Origin of the sequence: Fuscovulum ytuae, assembly GCF_029953595.1 — a bacterium.
GTDB lineage: Bacteria > Pseudomonadota > Alphaproteobacteria > Rhodobacterales > Rhodobacteraceae > Paragemmobacter > Paragemmobacter ytuae.
This window is the reverse complement of record NZ_CP124535.1, coordinates 2,631,506-2,649,977: the sequence shown is the minus strand read 5'-3', so window position 1 is coordinate 2,649,977 and position 18,472 is coordinate 2,631,506. Positions and strand designations below refer to the sequence as shown.

At 62.1% G+C, this 18,472-nt stretch carries 14 protein-coding genes; 6 read left to right on the top strand and 8 right to left on the bottom strand.

Going from position 1 to position 18,472, the window contains the following annotated elements:
- Positions 1-1,386, top strand: coding sequence for a tetratricopeptide repeat-containing sulfotransferase family protein (locus QF092_RS12760; protein ID WP_281464274.1), 1,386 nt, complete (start codon positions 1-3; stop codon positions 1,384-1,386).
- Between the two features lie 72 nt (positions 1,387-1,458).
- Here QF092_RS12760 and QF092_RS12755 read toward each other — a convergent pair whose 3' ends face one another.
- Positions 1,459-3,117, bottom strand: coding sequence for a DUF4573 domain-containing protein (locus QF092_RS12755; protein ID WP_281464273.1), 1,659 nt, complete (start codon positions 3,115-3,117; stop codon positions 1,459-1,461).
- Positions 3,118-3,869: 752 nt separating this feature from the next.
- Between QF092_RS12755 and QF092_RS12750 the strand changes: the two genes are divergently transcribed.
- The 4 genes from QF092_RS12750 to QF092_RS12735 all read left to right on the top strand — a co-directional run bounded on the left by QF092_RS12750 (position 3,870) and on the right by QF092_RS12735 (position 10,314).
- Positions 3,870-4,490 (top strand): TetR/AcrR family transcriptional regulator, encoded by a 621-nt coding sequence (locus QF092_RS12750; protein ID WP_281464272.1) that lies wholly within the window; start codon positions 3,870-3,872, stop codon positions 4,488-4,490.
- A gap of 6 nt (positions 4,491-4,496) precedes the next feature.
- Positions 4,497-5,666, top strand: coding sequence for an efflux RND transporter periplasmic adaptor subunit (locus tag QF092_RS12745; RefSeq protein ID WP_281464271.1), 1,170 nt, complete (start codon positions 4,497-4,499; stop codon positions 5,664-5,666).
- 10 nt (positions 5,667-5,676) lie between these two features.
- Positions 5,677-8,958, top strand: coding sequence for an efflux RND transporter permease subunit (locus tag QF092_RS12740; RefSeq protein WP_281464270.1), 3,282 nt, complete (start codon positions 5,677-5,679; stop codon positions 8,956-8,958).
- Between the two features lie 111 nt (positions 8,959-9,069).
- Positions 9,070-10,314: a tetratricopeptide repeat protein gene (locus QF092_RS12735; RefSeq protein WP_281464269.1), complete on the top strand. Its 1,245-nt coding sequence runs from the start codon at positions 9,070-9,072 to the stop codon at positions 10,312-10,314.
- A 3-nt stretch (positions 10,315-10,317) separates the two neighbouring features.
- Here the strand turns inward: QF092_RS12735 and speB are convergent, their stop codons facing one another.
- Genes speB through QF092_RS12705 form a run of 6 tightly spaced genes read right to left on the bottom strand, consistent with a single transcriptional unit; the run spans position 10,318 to position 15,693 of the window.
- On the bottom strand, positions 10,318-11,292 hold the full coding sequence (gene speB / locus QF092_RS12730) for an agmatinase (protein WP_281464268.1): 975 nt from the start codon (positions 11,290-11,292) through the stop codon (positions 10,318-10,320).
- Entirely contained in the window at positions 11,289-12,020 is a 732-nt protein-coding gene (locus QF092_RS12725) for an MBL fold metallo-hydrolase (RefSeq protein WP_281464267.1), read from the bottom strand. The genes speB and QF092_RS12725 overlap by 4 nt, the downstream gene beginning before the upstream one ends.
- Positions 12,017-13,015 (bottom strand): ABC transporter ATP-binding protein, encoded by a 999-nt coding sequence (locus tag QF092_RS19995; RefSeq protein ID WP_420026459.1) that lies wholly within the window; start codon positions 13,013-13,015, stop codon positions 12,017-12,019. Before QF092_RS19995 ends, QF092_RS12725 begins: the two co-directional genes overlap by 4 nt.
- Positions 13,012-13,806 (bottom strand): ABC transporter permease, encoded by a 795-nt coding sequence (locus QF092_RS12715; protein ID WP_281464266.1) that lies wholly within the window; start codon positions 13,804-13,806, stop codon positions 13,012-13,014. Before QF092_RS12715 ends, QF092_RS19995 begins: the two co-directional genes overlap by 4 nt.
- Entirely contained in the window at positions 13,782-14,609 is an 828-nt protein-coding gene (locus QF092_RS12710; RefSeq protein ID WP_281464265.1) for an ABC transporter permease, read from the bottom strand. Before QF092_RS12710 ends, QF092_RS12715 begins: the two co-directional genes overlap by 25 nt.
- 31 nt (positions 14,610-14,640) lie before the next feature.
- The gene (locus tag QF092_RS12705) at positions 14,641-15,693 is read right to left on the bottom strand and encodes an extracellular solute-binding protein (RefSeq protein ID WP_281464264.1); all 1,053 of its coding nucleotides are present in this window, start codon (positions 15,691-15,693) and stop codon (positions 14,641-14,643) included.
- Positions 15,694-15,808: 115 nt separating this feature from the next.
- On the opposite strand from QF092_RS12705, the gene QF092_RS12700 reads away from it, so the two are divergent.
- Positions 15,809-16,426, top strand: coding sequence for a TetR/AcrR family transcriptional regulator (locus QF092_RS12700; RefSeq protein ID WP_281464263.1), 618 nt, complete (start codon positions 15,809-15,811; stop codon positions 16,424-16,426).
- A gap of 4 nt (positions 16,427-16,430) precedes the next feature.
- Here QF092_RS12700 and QF092_RS12695 read toward each other — a convergent pair whose 3' ends face one another.
- Positions 16,431-18,467 (bottom strand): oxidoreductase, encoded by a 2,037-nt coding sequence (locus tag QF092_RS12695; protein WP_281469969.1) that lies wholly within the window; start codon positions 18,465-18,467, stop codon positions 16,431-16,433.
- Positions 18,468-18,472: the final 5 nt, after the last annotated feature.

The window sequence follows — 18,472 nt, the reverse complement described above, 5'->3', positions numbered from 1 at the left end:
GTGAGCAGCCTGCAAGACGCCCTCGCAGACAAGCTGGAAGATGCCGACGAAGCAGAAGAAGACGGACGCTTCGAACAGGCGATCATCCTGTGCAACGAAGTCACCCGCATCGATCGTAAACAGGCCGAGGCGTGGAAGATACGCACCCGCTCCTTCATCGCGATGGAACGGCTTGATCTTGCAATTGAAAATGCGCGCGAAGCGGCGAAACTATTCCCCTCCTCTGTTACCCATCGCATCATGCAGGCGCGTATCCACGTCCTTGCACGCCGTTGGGAAAAGGGCGCCACCATCTATCGCGCCATCCTGCGCGACAATCCTGCCCATCTGAACTCGATCCGCGAGCTGATGGATTTCGAAACCATCACGCCGCAGGATGACATCTATACCCAACTCGTCCGCGCTGCCGATGACGATGGGATGAAACCTTATGATCGCGCCTCGACATGGTTCCTGCGCGCCCAGATTCACATGGTCGCCGGCGAAGATGATCTGGCCTTCCGCCTTTTTGACGAAGGCAACCGCCGGATGCGCGAAGACGTGCACGAAAACCGCCGCCTCGAATATTCCTTCAGCCGCCTGCTGCCGGAACTCGATTTGGCCTTCCAGCGGCGCCATTCCCCGATGACCCCACCTGACGCCTGCCCCCTTTTCGTGATCGCGGGCCTTCCCCGGTCGGGCAAGACGCTTCTGGAAAAGCTGCTTGGGTCTCAGCCCAGTCTTTATGCAGTCGGGGAAACCTCTGTTCTTTATAACCTCTTCCTCGATGTAGATCGGTCTGGTGGCGCAGATGGCACCATCCGCGCCCTGCGCGCCCTGCCTGGCCAACCCATCCGTGACCATTTTGCGGATCGCTTGAAATACGGCCCCAAGAAAGGGGCCATCCGCTGCATCGATACGACGCCCGGCAGTCTGGAACAACTCGGCCTCCTTGGCCCCTTGCACCCTGATGTGCCCATCGTCTTTGTCCGCCGGGATACACGCGATCTTGCCGCGTCACTTTACTTCAAGCAGTTCAACAAGGCGCATCGCTACACCTATGACCTCGGCACCGCCGCCCGCGCCATCGCCCGGACCGAATATCTTGCCCGCCGCTGGCAGGCTACGATGCCCAATCCGATGGCCGAAATCCGCTATGAAGAGATGGTGGCCGATCCTGTCGGTACCGCACGCCGCCTCCTCACACAGTTTGGTCTTCCTGTGGAAGAAGAGGCCCTTCGCCACGCCGCAGGCGATGATGGTCGGTCCCTCAACCTGCTGCCCGGAAGGTCCCTTGATGGTGTTGGCGCGATTCGGCGTGACCTAGTCGGGTTCTCTGAACGGTTCGCCCGCCAGCTTGAGACAGTTCTCCCGGCATACGAGGCTGAAATCCGCGACCTCGGCTAATCGTCGACCCGAGGCAAAAGAAAAAGGCCCGCGTAATAGCGCGGGCCTTCGTCATTTCATTTGGGCTGGCGATCAGGACTTGCCACCATTGCCGCCACCGGACTTGTCGCCTTTGTCGCCACCGGACTTGTCACCGTTTCCGCCCTTGTCGCCTTTGTCGCCACCGGACTTGTCACCGTTTCCGCCCTTGTCGCCTTTGTCGCCACCGGACTTGTCACCGTTTCCGCCCTTGTCGCCTTTGTCGCCACCGGACTTGTCACCGTTGCCGCCCTTGCCGCCCTTGTCGCCACCGGACTTGTCACCGTTTCCGCCCTTGTCGCCTTTGTCGCCACCGGACTTGTCACCGTTGTCGTCCTTGTCGCCACGGTCGTCACCGGACTTGTCACCGTTGTCGTCCTTGTCGCCACGGTCGTCACCGGACTTGTCACCGTTGTCGTCCTTGTCGCCACGGTCGTCACCGGACTTGTCGCCGTTGTCGTCCTTGTCGCCACGGTCGTCACCGGACTTGTCGCCGTTGTCGTCCTTGTCGCCACGGTCGTCACCGGACTTGTCGCCGTTGTCATCCTTGTCGCCACGGTCGTCACCGGACTTGTCGCCGTTGTCATCCTTGTCGCCACGGTCGTCACCCGACTTGTCGCCGTTGTCATCCTTGGACTTGTCGTCTTCCTTGGATTTATCGCCGTTGTCGTCCTCGGGCTCTCCATCGTCTTCAGGGTCGTCGCCGTTGTCGTCGTCCGAGTCGTCGTTGTCGTCGTCCGAGTCATCGGGATCGACCGGGTCCGTGCCATTGGTCGGATCGACCGGGTCCGTGCCATTTGTCGGATCGACCGGGTCCGTGCCATTTGTCGGATCGACCGGGTCGGTGCCGTTGGTCGGATCGACCGGGTCCGTGCCATTTGTCGGATCGACCGGGTCCGTGCCGTTGGTCGGGTCGACCGGGTCCGTGCCGTTGGTCGGGTCGACCGGGTCGGTGCCGTTGGTCGGGTCGACCGGGTCCGTGCCATTGGTCGGGTCGACCGGGTCCGTGCCGTTGGTCGGGTCAACCGGGTCCGTGCCATTTGTCGGATCGACCGGGTCGGTGCCGTTGGTCGGGTCGACCGGGTCGGTGCCGTTGGTCGGGTCAACCGGGTCCGTGCCATTTGTCGGATCGACCGGGTCGGTGCCGTTGGTCGGGTCGACCGGGTCGGTGCCGTTGGTCGGGTCGACCGGGTCCGTGCCATTGGTCGGATCGACCGGGTCCGTGCCATTGGTCGGATCAACCGGGTCCGTGCCGTTGGTCGGATCGACCGGGTCGGTGCCGTTGGTCGGGTCCACCGGGTCCGTTCCGTTGCTCGGATCGGTCGGGATCGTCGGGTCCGTCGGCGTATCGCCTTCGTCATCATCCTCTGGCGGGTCATTATCAGGCCCGTCCGTCGCCTGATCGGCCACTTCCGGGATCGTTCCCGTCGGCCCGATCAGCAGACCAGCCAGATCACCGCATTCGTTCTGCACGTATTCAAGGATCTCAAGATAATCCTCTCTCAGCCGCAGCTGGGCGAGAAGGGCTTCGTTGAGGGGGACTTCCTCAAGGATTTCGCACCACTGTTCTTCTTCATCATCAGTGGAAAGCGATTGCACATGCGCACCCGCCGTATGCGGCAGAATGAACAGGGTCCCCATGATCATGAAGGCCGAGCCGAAACCCGCAACCTTACGCTTCTTGGGAATGTAACGCGAACGACGAGACTTCATGACCTAACTCCTGGCAGCGGGTGCATCCCAACGTATGGGACGGTATTAACTTTCGTTAACGCGCCAACAGATGTCGGTCAAATTTTCGCCTTATTTATGCCTTTAGCCCCTCCAGAATAAGGCACAATTCACGCCCTAGAGTATTTTGAATGACAATCATACAACCTAAGCGTGTGGTCTGTTTAGGCTTGGGGAACAATCCGAACCAAGACGGAAACGAATCATCTGCTCCTAAGCCATTTTTCGCCGTCAATCGGGGTTGGGCGGCGAAAATGGGCCCATAAACCCCAGTTTACGGTCAGGTCCCCCCAAAAAAGACCACTTTGCCGTCAAAATCGTGGCCGTTTGGCCACAATGTGGCATCATCAGGGCGGCCATGCCCAGATTGCGACGGGATCAAGGTACCCTTTGCGCCAACTCCTTATCCTCAACGACACTGCTGCCGACGCCGTTGTCCGCGCTACCTGCCGTCGGTCACGAATGGCCCAAAAGGACCGAGCTTTCCCCCCGATCTGGCCGCTCCGACCCTTATCCCGCACCCCTCAAGATCCAATTAACTCGCAACCTTTAATTGCACTCGTTTCTCGCCTTAAAATCGAAAGTTAGAAAAACCACTCCCGAAAACTATAAAAAATCCCGGAAATCTTCCGCCACAGGCCCCCTTCTCCTCCACAAAGCGCTTGACGCCGACCGACGACCTTCTATGTGTGAATGAACGTTCATTCTCGCTTAAGCCCAACCAGAGACGCACCTTGAACCAACCCGATCGCACCCCACCACAGGCCGAAATCCGCGCTGTCGAAATCCTCGAAGGTGTGCGTCTGGCCTTTGCTGAAAAGGGATTTGACGGCGCATCGATGCAGGATCTCGCCCGCGCCTGCGGGATGAGTGTGGGGAACTTCTACCGCTACTTCCCGTCCAAGGCCGCCATCGTTGCCGCCCTCGTCACACGCGACCTTGCCGAAGTCGAAGATCAGTTCAGCCAGATCATTGAAAGCCCCGATCCGATGCGCACCCTGCGCGAGGCGCTCCGCTTCCGGATCGAAGAAGACACCTGCACCGACGATGGCCAGCTTTGGGCCGAAGTGACCGCCGCCGCCCGCCGCAAACCCGAGATCGCTGAAATCGCGCTTCAGATGGAAACCGAAGTGAAGCGTTATCTCTGCATCGTTTTCGCACGGGTAAGAGGCATCTCATTCGAAGAGGCCCATGTCACCTACGGTGCCCATGCAAGCCTCCTCGTGATGATGGTCAAGGCCAGCGCCATGCACCGTTCGCAAACCCCGCAAGCGCAGGAAGACCTCACCGCGCTCATCATTAGAACCCTAAACCGCATTCTCGACGAAATCGTCAGTGACGATGTGAAAGGTTGATCCCTCATGCGTAGCCTTCTTGTCGCCTCCGCCCTGTTCTCCGCCCTCACCTTCGCAGCGCCAATCTATGCCGCCGATGAGGCCGCAGTTGAAAACGCCCCCATTCTTCCGGCCATTACCGTCTCGCCCGTCGAGACTCGCCTGCTGCGGGATCGCGTCATCGTATCGGGTCTGGTGAACCCGGTGGAACAGGTGCAAGTCGCGCCACTGATCGAAGGTCAGCCCATCGAAACCCTGCTTGCCGATGTCGGCGATTGGGTCAGCGAAGGGCAGGTGCTTGCAACGCTGTCGAAAACCACACTCGAATTGCAGAAAAGCCAATACATCGCCTCCCGCGCCTCGGCCGAGGCGACCATCGCGCAGGCCGCAGCCCAACTTCTCGAAGCGAAGGCCGCCGCAGATGAGGCGCAGCGGGTCAACGAACGGACCGCCGCGCTCAAGGCGCAGGGCACCGCCTCGCAGGCCGCCGCCGATCAGGCCAGCGCGAATGCCATCGCCTCCACCGCCCGCGTCACCGTCGCCACCCAATCACTCGAAGCCGCCCGCGCCCAACTGGCTCTGGTGCAGGCGCAACTGGCGAATGTCGATCTGCAACTCTCGCGGTCCGAGGTGAGGGCCCCGGTCTCCGGCGAAATCACCCACCGCAACGCCGTCATCGGTTCCATCGCCTCTGGGGCCGGGCAGCCGATGTTCACCATAATCCGCGATGGCGCCCTCGAACTTTCTGGCGACGTAGCTGAGATTGATCTCATCCGCCTCGCCCCCGGCCAAATCGTATCGATGGTCGCCGTCGGCGCACCTGATCGTCTGACTGGAACTGTCCGCCTCGTGGAACCGACGATCGACACCACCACCCGCCTTGGCCGCGCCCGCATCACCATAGATCAAGCCACCGATGTCCGCGCCGGGATGTTCATGGATGCCGAAATCCTTGTGGCCGAACGCGAAACCGTCGCTGTGCCGGTTACCGCTGTCGGTTCCTCTGCCGGTGGCAGCACCGTAATGAAGGTCGTGAATGGAGAGGTGACCCGCACCCCGGTCAAGACGGGCATCCGCGACGCTGGCTGGATCGAAATCGTCGAAGGCCTTTCCTCCGGCGATGTCGTGGTGACCAAGGCCGGTGCCTTCGTCCGCGATGGCGACAAGATCAACCCTGTCCCTGTGACCACGAACTGAGGTTTCGGCGATGAACTTCTCCGCTTGGTCGATCCGAAATCCCGTCGCCCCGCTGCTGGCCTTTGTGCTGCTCCTTGTGCTGGGCTGGCAAAGCTTCAACAGCCTGCCCATCACCCGTTTCCCGAATATTGACGTCCCTCTCGTCGCCGTCACCGTGAACCAATCCGGTGCGGCCCCGGCCGAGATGGAGACCCAGATCACCAAGGAAATCGAAGATGCCGTCGCCGGCATCACCGGGGTCAAGAACGTCGTTTCCACCGTGACCGATGGCGTATCAACGACCGTCGTCGAATTCCGCATGGAAGTGCCCACCGATAAGGCGGTGCAAGACACAAAGGACGCCATTGATCAGATCCGTGGCGATCTGCCGGGGTCGATCGAAGCCCCCGTCGTCACCCGGATCGATGTCGAAGGTCAGGCCATCATGACCTTTGCCGTCTCCGCCCCCGACATGACGATCGAGGAACTTTCTTGGTTCGTCGATGACACGATCATCCGCAGCCTTCAGGGCCAGACAGGCATCGGCCGCGTCGACCGATACGGTGGGGCCGAACGCGAAATCCGTGTTGAACTCGATCCGGTAAAGCTCGACAGCTATGGCATCACCGCCAGCGCGGTGAACGCCCAGCTTCGTGCCACCAACGCCAATCTTGGCTCGGGGCGCTCCGAACTCGGTGCCGCCGAACAGGCGATCCGCGCGCTGGGCGATGCGCAGACGGTGGAACGCCTTGCCAATACCACCATCGCGCTCCCCTCTGGCCGCCATGTCCGGCTCTCTGACCTTGGTCAGGTGAATGACACTTACGAAGAACTCCGCTCCTTCTCGCGGCTGAACGGCGAACAGGTCGTGACTTTCGCCGTCTTCCGCGCCAAAGGCGCGTCTGAGGTTTCGGTCGCCGAAGTGGTGAATGCCGAACTCGACACGCTCCGCACCGTCCACCCTGAGGTGCAGATCAAGCTGGTCGATGAAACCGTCTTCTATACCTACGGCAACTACGAAGCCGCGCTGCACACCCTGATCGAAGGCGCGATCCTCGCCGTCCTCGTCGTGCTCGCCTTCCTCAAGAACTGGCGCGCCACGCTCATCTCGGCGGTGGCCTTGCCTCTTTCGGCGATCCCCACCTTCTATGTGATGGATCTTCTGGGCTTCTCGCTGAACCTTGTCAGCTTCCTCGCCATCACGCTGGCCACCGGCATCCTTGTCGATGACGCGATTGTAGAGGTTGAAAACATCGCCCGCCACATCCGCATGGGCAAAACCCCCTACCGCGCCGCCATCGATGCCGCAGATGAAATCGGCCTCGCCGTCATCGCGACATCGGCCACCATTGTCGCCGTCTTCGTGCCCGTCTCCTTCATGCCAGGCATTCCGGGGCAATATTTCCGGCAATTCGGCCTTACCGTCGCCATCGCCGTCATCTTCTCGCTGATCGTTGCGCGCCTCATCACGCCAATGATGGCCGCCTATCTGATGCGCGCCAAGGATGCCGAAGAAAAGCACGCTGAAGACGGTCCAATCATGAAGGGCTACCTTCGCTTCGTGCGCGCCACCACGGCCGGTCGCTTCCTGTTCATCCCCGCCCGCTACCTGACGCTCGTTGGGGCCATAGCTGTGCTGGCCGTATCCATCCACTTCATGCTCAAGGTCCCCGGCAGCTTTATCCCACCGGAAGACGTCAGCCGTATCCCGATCTCGGTCGAACTGCCGCCCGGCACCACGCTGGCCGAAACCGACCGCACCACACTGAAGATGGTGGAAGTGATCCGTCAGGTCGAAGGGGTCGAAAATGTCTTTGTCCTCGGCGGCTCATCCCCCACAGGCGACCGCGACATCCGCCGCGCCTCTGTGACCGTTCTCCTCCAAAGACTCGATCACTCCCTTCTCCTGAAACTGTCCCAGATCGCCAACAAGATCCCCGTCGTAGGTCAGATCGTGCCCGATGTCGAAAACACCGGCCGCACAATCCCCCAGAACCAAGTGGAAGCGGAAATTTTCCGCCGCCTCGCTGCCGTCCCCGATATCCGCGCCTTCAAGCTGAATGATCGGGGCGAACGCGACCTGTCCTTCTCCATCCTCGCCAACAACGAGGCCGATCTGAACACCGCCGTGGCTCGGCTAGAAGAGGCGCTTTCTGGCGATCCGCTTCTTGCCAACGTTGCCTCCGAAGGTGCGCTGCCCCGCCCGGAAATTCAGATCACCCCCCGCGCGAATGAAGCAGCACGTCTGGGCATCACCACCGCCCAAATAGCCGAGGTTGTCCGCGTCGCCACCATTGGCGATGTGGATGCGGCGCTGGCAAAACTCTCCATCGACAACCGCCTGATCCCGGTTCGTGTCCGCCTGAACGATGCCAGCCGCGAAGACCTCACCCGCATCGGCGCGCTCAAACTCGCCACCGGAACGGGGGCCACCGTGCCGCTATCCGCCGTGGCAGATATCGCCATCGCCGAAGGCCCCTCGACGGTTGACCGTCTCAACCGCGAACGCCGCGCCACCATCGGGGCCAACCTCCCCGTCGGCGTGGCACTTGGCACCGCAACCGCCCGCTTCAACGAACTCATCGCCAGCGTTGAACTTCCTCCCGGCGTTCGGGTGCAAGAGGCAGGCGATGCCGAGGTGCAGCAGGAACTCATGGCAGCCTTCGGCAATGCCATGATCCTTGGGCTGATGCTCGTGCTGACGGTGCTGATCCTTCTGTTCAAATCGGTGATTCAGCCCTTCACCATCCTCTTCTCCCTCCCCCTCGCCATCGGCGGCGTGGCGGCGGCACTGATCCTGACCAACTCCGCCCTCTCCATGCCGGTACTGATCGGCATACTTATGCTGATGGGCATCGTGACGAAGAACGCCATCCTCCTGATCGACTTCGCGATCGAGATGCGCAATCAAGGCATGTCGCGCTTCGATGCCGTGATTGAGGCTGGCCACAAGCGCGCCCGCCCCATCGTGATGACCTCCATCGCCATGTCGGCTGGCATGCTGCCCTCCGCGCTGGGCGTGGGCGAAGGCGGGTCTTTCCGTGCGCCCATGGCCACGGCGGTGATCGGTGGCATCATCGTCTCGACCGTCCTCTCCCTCGTCATCGTTCCGGCCTTCTTCCTCATCATGGACGATCTCTCTCGCCTCATGACCCGCATCTTCAGCCGGATCATTGGCCCGAAAGAGGTGGAACCCGATGAACCACCCGCGCATATCCTCGCTGAACGGATCGAGGCGCTGGGTCAAAGGGTCGGTGAACTTGAGGCGCGGCCCTCCTCCACCCCACGGCCCAGCCTGCACGTGGCAGAATAGGGCCAAAGATGGCGCAAACGGCAAAGGATGGCCCATAAGGCCATCCTTTCGCTTTTCCGCACCGCACGTTAACAGCTATTACCGTCCCCAAGGGCATGACAGGGTCGGATTATGGCACGCAGCAGCACGGAACTCCTTGGTCAATCGGCTCTGGAACTCGCTCGCAAAGGGCGCTGGGATGAGGCGCTTCCGTCCCTCCGCACCGCCGCCGAACAAGGAAGCAGCGATGCGCAGGTCCACATGAACCTCGGCCACGCCTTGCGCCGGATCAAGGATTACGGTCCCGCCGCCGATGCCTTCCACCGCGCCGCCGACCTTGCGCCTGAACTTCCCGAACCGCTCTTCTACCTCGCCACCGCCCTCAAAGAGGGCCAAATGCTCCCCGAGGCCGAAGCCGCCTATCGCGACCTCAACGCCGCCCACCCCGATTTCTTCAGCGGGTGGAGCTTGCACGGAGTTTTCCTAAAAAACGCAGGCCGCTTCGAAGAGGCCGTGCCGATCCTGCAAAAGGCGCTCACCCTCAAGGACGATTACGAAACCCGCAACACCTTGGTGGTCAGCCTCAGCCGCGCCGGGCGCGACGCTGAAGCCATCGCCGCAGGCCGTATCAACCTTGAAACCAAGGATCGCGAGGCGCTCGCCCGCTTTCCGGGCAGCCCCGCCGCGACCGTCACGCTCACGGATCGCAACCCGCCCTTCAATCCGTCCAAGCGCCGCAACAACATCATCGCCTTCTCGCTCTGGGGCGATAATCCGGTCTATGTGCATGGCGCCATCGTCAACGCGCGCCTTGCCCCCAATCTCTATTACGGCTGGAACTGCCGCTTCTACTGCGATGACAGCGTCCCCTCCGATGCGCTTCAAATCCTGCGCGACGAAGGCGCACAGGTCGTGATGGTCACCGACCCAGCCCTTCAGGCCGTCCGCCCCATGTGGCGTTTCCTCGTCTCCGACGACCCCGCGGTTGACCGTTTCATCTGCCGCGACACCGACAGCCGCTTGAACGCGCAGGAACTGATTGCGGTGGAAGATTGGATTCGCTCTGGCAAGCGCTTTCACGTCATGCGCGATCACATCTACCATATGGAACTGATGCTCGCGGGAATGTGGGGCGGTGTCGCCGGGGTTATCCCTGATATGAAGGGCCTGATCCTCAAATCGAAAAAGCACTTCAACAACCGCTTCGGCGATCAGGCCTTTCTGATGGAACAAATCTGGCCCCTGATCCGCGAAGACCTCTGCACCCATGACAGCATCTATGGCTTTCGCGGCAAGGATTTCCCCGATGCCTACCGGGTTCCGCGCCCCATCCATGTGGGGGGCGCGATCAAGACCATGCCGCACTGGCGGAAATAGGCGTCAGAACGCCAGCCCGGAAAACCGTGAAGGTCGCTGCGGTACGCCAGGCAGAACGCACAGCATCTCATAAAGCAGATTGGCGCCAATCAGCGCGGTATTCCCCGACGGATCATAGGGCGGCGACACTTCCACCAGATCGCCCCCCACGATGTTCAGCCCCGCGCAGCCCCGGATGATCTCCAGTGCCTGCCATGTCGAAAGGCCGCCCGGTTCCACCGTCCCCGTCCCCGGCGCGAAGGCCGGATCCAGACTGTCGATGTCATAGCTGATATAGACGGGCATCTCGCCGATCCGTTCCCGAACGATCTCCATCAGGCGCACCAGCGACTTGCCCCAGCATTCCTCGGCCTGAACCACGGTCCAACCCTGCCCGCGCGCCCAGTCGAAATCATCCGCCGCATAGCCTGTGCCGCGCAGCCCGATCTGGAACACCCGATCATTGATCAGGCACTCGTCCTCCCAAGCCCGACGGAACGGGCAGCCATGCGCCACTGTCTCGCCGAACATATGCTCGTTTATATCGGCATGGGCATCGATATGGATCAAGGCGACCGGACCGTATTTCTCTTTCATCGCCCGCAGGATCGGCCATGTCAGCGTATGGTCGCCCCCAAGTGTCAGCGGTGTCACCCCGGCCGCCAGAACCCTGCGGTAATAATCGGTGATGATGTCCACCGTCTTTTTCAGATCAAAGGTGTTGATCGGCACGTCGCCCAAATCGGCCACCTGCAAATGGTCAAACGGCGCGGCCCCCGTCGCCATGTTATAGGGGCGCAGCATCCGGCTCTCGTCCCTGATCTGCCGCGGCCCCAACCGCGTGCCGGAACGGTTCGACGTGCCGTGGTCCATCGGTATGCCGATGAAACCCACGTCCAGCCCTTCGGGCGACGTGGCCGCAGGCAGTCGCATCATCGTGGCAGGGCCCCCGAAACGCGCCATCTCATTCCCGCCCAGCGGTTGGTTGAACGTTGTCATCTGCCTTTTCCTTCCAGCCACTCCCGGATGATCGTCCGGTGCTTTTCTCCCGAATAGCTTGGGAAATGCCCGCCATGCACCACCCGCACGGGCAGGGCCAGCAGTCGCTCCATCGACCGAATATACTGCGCCTGCTCCTGCGCCGTCGTTCCCTCAATCAACTCGCCATCGTAGACGATATCGCCCGAAAACAGCACGCCCGTCGCCGCTTCCCACAAGGCGATCCCCCCCGGCGAATGCCCCGGCGTATGGATCACCTCGAACTGCCGATCCCCCAGATCGACCACATCCCCATCCCACAACAGCCGAGTCGCGGGCGCTGCCTTCACCGCATAGCTGGCCGAAACATAAGGCTCCGGCGGCAGCGCGGTGAAAATCTCGTCCGTCACATATTTGTCGGCAAAGGTATTCTCCCGCGTGGGCGCGCGCAAAAGATGCGCCTCCGCCCCATGGCAGGATCGGCAGGGAAATTCGTGATGGCATCCCACATGGTCGAAATGCGTATGGCTCGCCACTGCCTCCAAAGGCCGCTCCGTCACCAAGGGCACCCACTCACGCAGGGAAACCACCCCCATCCCGCTATCCACCAGCATGTCCCGGTCCCGCCCCCGCACATGCCAGACGTTGCAGCGATAGAATTCCCGCACATGCGGCTCGTCGATCCACGTGACGCCATCGCCCACCGACCGCACGCGCCACCAATCCGCAGGCCCCATCCGTTCCATCATGCCTCCAGAACCACGAAATCCTCGGCCCCAAGATCCAGCTCCGTCCCCACGGCCACCTCTGCCCCTTGGGGTAGATGCACCACCAGCCGCAGGCCCGGCGCGGCCACCGGGGCAACATGCGCCCGCAGATGCGTGCCAAAAAACACGGTCTCCACCACCCGGCACGGACCCAGCCGCAGCCGTCCTCCTTCCAAAATCGCCTCAGGCCGGATGCATAACACCCCATCCGGCACCGCCACCGGGCCAAAGGCCGCCTCGCCGCCCTTCACAGGCACCTTGTTCACCTCGCCCATGAAGCCCGCCGAAAACAGGCTCTTTGGGCGCAGATAGACATCCCTCGGCGGTCCCTGATCGGCGATCCGCCCGCCATTCATCACCACGATCCGATCGGCAATCGCCATCGCCTCTTCCTGATCATGCGTCACATGCACAAAGGTCGTCCCCACCCGCCGCTGGATGGCCTTCAACTCGTCCTGCATCGCCCGTCGCAGCTTAAGGTCCAGCGCCCCCAAAGGCTCATCCAACAACAGCACATCCGGCTCCACCGCCAAGGCCCGTGCCAGCGCCACCCGTTGCCGCTGACCGCCGCTCAATTCATGCGGCCGCCGCCCCCCGCGCCCCTCAAGACCCACCAGCGTCAGCATCTCCTCCGCCTTCGCCTCGCGCGCGGCCTTGGCAACACCGCGCATCCGCAGCCCGAACCCCACATTTTCGGCCAGTGTCATATGGGGAAAGAGGGCGTAATCCTGAAACACCGTAGTCGTGGGCCGATCCTTCGGCGCCACCCCCGCCATATCCCGCCCGCCAATCAGTACGGCGCCCGCGGTCGGCTCTGCAAAACCGCCGATTATGTTCAACAGCGTGGTCTTGCCGCATCCCGACGGTCCCAACAGCACCACGAACTCTCCCGCCGCGATCTCCAGATCGACCGCATCCAGCGCGAGCGCCGTCCCATAGCGCTGCGTCACCCCGCGGATCGACACCCCCGCTGTCATTTCGCCCTCCGAAACACGAACACCTCCAGCAGAACCACCAGCGTCACGGAAACCAGAAACACCAAAGACCCCACCGCATTCGTCGCAGGCGAAATCCCCGACCGCAGCATCGACCAAATCTCTACCGGCAGCGTCACGTCAAACCGCGTCAGCAGGAAGGCGATGATGAACTCATCCCAACTGAACGTGACCGACAGGAAAAACGCCGCCGCCAAGGGTGCCGCCAGCATCGGGGCCGACACCAGCAGCAGCACCTTCCACTCCGGCGCACCCAGATCACGCGCCGCCCGTTCCGCGTTCTTCTGATGATCCCCCATCGCCGCATAGGTGATAGCAAAGCAGAGGGGCAGGTTGATCACCACATGCCCCACACCCGCCGTCCACAAGGACAGCCGCACCCCCGCCTGATTGAACAGCGTGAGCAACCCCAACGCGATAATCAGATAGCTCACCGTCATCGGCGCGATCAGCACGCCGCGCATCAGAACCGATCCCGGCAGCCGCACACGGGCCAGGGCATGCGCCGCCAAAAACCCCAAAATCAGCGCGAATAGTGACGATATTGCCGCCACCAGCGCCGAGTTTACCAACGCCTCCATCAGGTCACGCTCCCCCAGTACCCGCCCATACCAGCGCAGAGTGAACCCCTGAAAGGGCGGCACCGGCAGCCGCCCGTCCTGAAAGGAGAAGGCCACCAGAACCACCACTGGCAGAAAGACGAAAGCATAGGCAACGGCCAGATAGGCCCATGACAGCGCGCGCATCGCTACACCCGATCCAACCGCAGCCATCGGCTACTTGCGAAATAGGCCAGCGTCACCACCGCCATCAGAACCACCGAAAGGGCGGATGCCAACGGAAAATTCCCGCTCCGCCCCATCTGCAACATGATCAACTGCGGCAGCGTCAATTCTGCATTCCCGCCCAATATCTGCGGCGTGATGTAATCCCCGATACAGAGGACAAACGTCAGGAAAGCCCCTGTCACCACACCCGGCAGTGTCAGGGGCAGGATCACATGCCGGAACGTCTGCCATCGTCCCGCCCCAAGGTCCGCCGCCGCCCGCGCATAATTGGGCGAAAGCTGGATCAGATTGGCATAGATCGTCAGTGTCAGCAGCATCACGAAGAAATGCACGAACCCGATCACCGTTGCCGTCCGCGTCGCGGCAATCTCCAAGGGCTCGGCAATCACCCCCAACCCCAGCAGCGCCTTATTCACCACCCCGTTCTGGCCCAGCACCAAAAGCCACGAATAAGACCGCACGACATAAGACGTCCAGAACGGCAACACCGCCATCAACAGCGCCAACCGCTGCCACCGCGCAGGCACCCGAAAGGCGATGATGGCAGCCAGAGGATAGGCCAGCACCACCGAAACCACCGTCACCACCGCCGTGATCTCAAGGCTGTTCAGCAAAGCCTTCAGCATCGTCCAATCGGTGAAGATGCGGATGTAGTTGCCGGGGTCCAACCCATGCACCACCGCGCGCCCCTCCATCCGCGCGAAGGACAGCGCCACCATGATGGCAAAGGGCAGCACAAAGAATGCGATGGTCCAAAGCAGGGCAGGGGCCACAAGGCCCCAACCCATTCGTCGCTCCTGTACGGCCAGTGTCACGCCGTCACTGGTTCAGCATTTCGGTCCACATGTCCTGCATCGCCGTATCCAGCGCCGCATCCGGGATCGGGTACAGCTGCGCCCGCTTCAGGAATTCCGGCTGCTCACTCCAACGCAGCACTTCGCGGCTTTCCAAAGACAGCGAATCCCCCGCCTTCGCGTTGGCGGGCATCCCCCAATAGCAGGACGATGTTGCCAACCGCGCCTGGCCCTCCGGCGACACGATGTATTTCACGAATTCCAGCGCCAGATCAGGCTGCGTCGAACCCGCCACCACCCCGATTGATTGCGCCCAGCGCAGACCGCCCTGCTTCGGGATCGTCCAGTCAAGGTTCGGGTTATCCGCTGCCAGCACCGCCGTCAGCCACTCACCCCCGCCCACAACGATATCCACCTCGCCCGTGGCCAGCGCCGTCTGCGCCGACACCACATCCGCCACCTGCTTTGATGCCGCGCGCAGCGCCATCAGCGGGTCCTTCAGGCTGGGCAGAGTTTCCGCCGTGATATCGGCGGTATTCACCCCCTGACCCAGCGCCACCAGCCCGATCACCGGCAGATAATAGTCATAAATTCCGATCCGCCCGTCATATTTGCCGGAAGTCAGCGCCGCCATGTCCTGCATGTCGGCCGGGTCCACCTTGGTCTTGTCATAGGAAATGGTGTTGTAGCCGAACTTCTCGGTCACGGCGTAGGTCTTGCCGTCCACCATATTGTTCTCGGCCATCACCACTTCGGGAAAGAAATCCTGCGTCGGCAATTGATCCGCCGGCAGTTCCGCAAGGAACCCGCCCTCCACCGCGCGCTTCACATCCACCGCGTCGATGACCAGAACATCCCATTCGCCGGGCTGCGACTGTTCAAGGATCTGCAATCCCGCCGCCGTGCCCTCATATTCCTTCAGGTTCACCGTCACGCCGAACTTTTCCTCGAACGGCGCGATCAGCGCCGGGTCGGTATGGTCACACCAGACCAGCGCATTAATTTCCTGCGCGAAAGACGGGCTCGCCACAGCCAGCAGGGCAAGGGCAGTCAACGGAAGGGTCGCGTTATGGGCCATTCTCATCTCCATGTCGGGGTCACGTCGCACCTCTGCCGGGCGCATCCAGAAAAGAATTGAGTTCGTTCAAATTTGAAGTCAATGTTAAAAAGCAGGCGATTTGTGAACGGGTGCCATGACAGGACTGCGCGAAAGACAGAAGGCCGATAGAACCAGCCGCATCCTTTCCGCCGCCACGCGGCTTTTCCGTGAAACCGGCTATGGCGCGATCCGCATCGAAGACATCGCGCAGGCGGCCGAGGTGTCTGTCGGCACACTTTACAACTACTTCGCCAACAAGGGCGATCTCCTCCTCGCCATTGTATCGATGGAGGTGGAAGAGGTCGTCGCCGCTGGAAAGACCGTTGTCGCCAACCCGCCGCGCGACATCGGGCAAGCTCTCGCCACGCTGATCGGGGGCTATTACGACCACTCGCTCCACTACCTGTCAAAAGAGATGTGGCGCACCGCCATGGCCATCTCGATCGAGGCGCCGGGAACCCCCTTCTCCATCCGCTATACCGAACTCGATGCCACTCTCGCCCGGCAAGTCTGCGAACTGATCCGCAGGCTTCAGGCATTGGGCTATGCCCGTGCCGATGTGGATGCCGTGGCGATTGGCCAGCTTGTGTTCAACAACTTGAATCAGATGTTCACCGAATTCGTGAAACAGGACGCCATGCCGATGGAGGCGCTCCACGCCGCCACCGCGCGCCAGAACGCCCCCCTCGCCGATTATCTGACCCGCCGCTAGGCCCTCAGATATCCTTCACCAACCGCAGCGCATCATAGATCGCGGCGTGGATGTTGCGAGCTTCCACCGCATCCCCGATCCGATACAGGCGAAACCCCTTCGGCCCCCCACCCATCTCCTGCGGGCGCCCCGCCACCAATGCCTCGTAATCCACCGCGCCAAGGTTTTCCGACAGCGGCTTCAGGTCGAAATAGATATCCGCCAAGGGCTGTGTCCCATGGTTCACCACGATCTGGTCGAACACCCGCTCCTGCCGCAGGTCGCGCCGGTAATCCGATCCGATCACCGCCTTCAGCCGGTTTCCCTCCCGCTCCGCCGCCAGCAAGCGATAGGTCACGGTAAAGGTCACCGCCTTGTCCTGCATCGCCCGCATATAGGGAACAAGGTTCATTCCCATCACCTCGGGCGCAAAGGTCCGGTCAGGCGTCATCACCTCCACCACCGCCCCCGCCTCGGCCAGCATCTGCGCTGCCTGCATCGCCGTATGGTCGCCCGCATCATCATACAACAGCACATTCGCCCCCGGCTTCGCATCGCCCGACAGGATATCCCACGCGCTCACCACCAGATCGTTCCCGCGTTCCAGAACCGCCGTCTCCGGCAGACCCCCCGTCGCCACGATCACCACATCCGGTGACTGTGCCAGCACATCCCCCGCCTCGGCCCATGTGTTGAACCGGAACTCCACATCCCGCGCCGCGCATTGCGCCATGCGCCAATCGATTATCCCGATCATCTCGGCCCGGCGCTTCTGTTGCGCCAGCAGCCGCACCTGCCCACCGGGCTGCGCCGCCGCTTCGAACACCGTCACCGCATGGCCCCGCTCCGCCGCCACCCGCGCGGCCTCCAAACCGCTCGGCCCCGCGCCGATGACGACCACCCGCTTCCGCTCTGCCGCTGGGGTCACCACATGCGGCATCATCTCTTCCCTGCCCGTCGCCGGGTTGTGGATGCACAGCGCCATGCCGCCCTGATAGATGCGGTCAAGGCAATAGGTTGCCCCCACGCAGGGCCGGATGTCATCCTCCCGCCCCTCAGCCACCTTCCGCACGATATGCGGGTCGGCCATATGCGCCCGCGTCATCCCGACCATGTCCAACTGGCCTGTCGCCACCGCATGACGCGCCGTCGCAACGTCAGGGATGCGCGCGGCATGGAATGTCGGCATCCCCACCTCGGCCCGCACCCGCCCCGCGAAATCCAGATGCGGGGCCGACCGCATCCCCTGCACAGGAATCACATCCGTCAGCGCCGCATCCGTATGAATCCGCCCCCGGATGATGTTCAGGAAATCCACCAGCCCGGAATCCTTGAACCGCTGCGCGATCTCGATCCCTTCTTCGGGCGGTATCCCCCCCGGTTCATCTTCATCCGCCACGAACCGCACACCCAGTAGGAAATCATCCCCCACCCGCGCCCGACACGCCTTCAGCACGTCCATTGCAAACCGCATCCGGTTCTCCAGCGGCCCGGCATATGGCCCCGCCTCCGCCGCCGTCAGCGGGCTGATGAACTGGTCCATCAGATGCCCGTAGCACTCGAACTCCATCCCATCGAGTCCGCCTGCCTTGATCCGTTCCGCCGCATCCGCGTAATCGGTGACGATCCGCGCGATGTCCCAATCCTCCATCACCTTGGGAAAAGCCCGGTGAGACGGTTCGCGCGACTTGTTCGGTGCCACTACGGGCAACCAGTCGCCCTTGTCCCATCGCGTCCTGCGGCCCAGATGGCTGACCTGAATCATCACCGCCGCGCCCGCCTCGTGGCAGTCATCCGCCATCCGTCGGAGCCACGGCACCACCTCGTCCTTCCAGACCAGCAGGTTGTTGAACACAGGCGGGCTGTCGCGGCTTACGCTCGCGGACCCCGCCGTCATCACCATCGCCACGCCCGCCTTGGCGCGCTCCAGATGATACAGCCGATAGCGATCCTTCGGCATGCCATCCTCGCCATAGGCGGGCTCATGGCTCGTCGTCATGATCCGGTTGCGCAGGGTCAGATGCTTCAGACGATAGGGCTGCAACAGCGGATCGTTCGACATATCAG

Bases quoted from the DNA above. Each gene is read 5' to 3' on its own strand.
- QF092_RS12755 (WP_281464273.1), bottom strand. From the start codon at position 3,117: ATGAAGTCTCGTCGTTCGCGTTACATTCCCAAGAAGCGTAAGGTTGCG.
- QF092_RS12745 (WP_281464271.1), top strand. From the start codon at position 4,497: ATGCGTAGCCTTCTTGTCGCCTCCGCCCTGTTCTCCGCCCTCACCTTC.
- QF092_RS12740 (WP_281464270.1), top strand. From the start codon at position 5,677: ATGAACTTCTCCGCTTGGTCGATCCGAAATCCCGTCGCCCCGCTGCTG.
- QF092_RS12735 (WP_281464269.1), top strand. From the start codon at position 9,070: ATGGCACGCAGCAGCACGGAACTCCTTGGTCAATCGGCTCTGGAACTC.
- speB (WP_281464268.1), bottom strand. From the start codon at position 11,292: ATGACAACGTTCAACCAACCGCTGGGCGGGAATGAGATGGCGCGTTTC.
- QF092_RS12725 (WP_281464267.1), bottom strand. From the start codon at position 12,020: ATGATGGAACGGATGGGGCCTGCGGATTGGTGGCGCGTGCGGTCGGTG.
- QF092_RS19995 (WP_420026459.1), bottom strand. From the start codon at position 13,015: ATGACAGCGGGGGTGTCGATCCGCGGGGTGACGCAGCGCTATGGGACG.
- QF092_RS12715 (WP_281464266.1), bottom strand. From the start codon at position 13,806: ATGGCTGCGGTTGGATCGGGTGTAGCGATGCGCGCGCTGTCATGGGCC.
- QF092_RS12710 (WP_281464265.1), bottom strand. From the start codon at position 14,609: ATGGGTTGGGGCCTTGTGGCCCCTGCCCTGCTTTGGACCATCGCATTC.
- QF092_RS12705 (WP_281464264.1), bottom strand. From the start codon at position 15,693: ATGGCCCATAACGCGACCCTTCCGTTGACTGCCCTTGCCCTGCTGGCT.
- QF092_RS12700 (WP_281464263.1), top strand. From the start codon at position 15,809: ATGACAGGACTGCGCGAAAGACAGAAGGCCGATAGAACCAGCCGCATC.
- QF092_RS12695 (WP_281469969.1), bottom strand. From the start codon at position 18,467: ATGTCGAACGATCCGCTGTTGCAGCCCTATCGTCTGAAGCATCTGACC.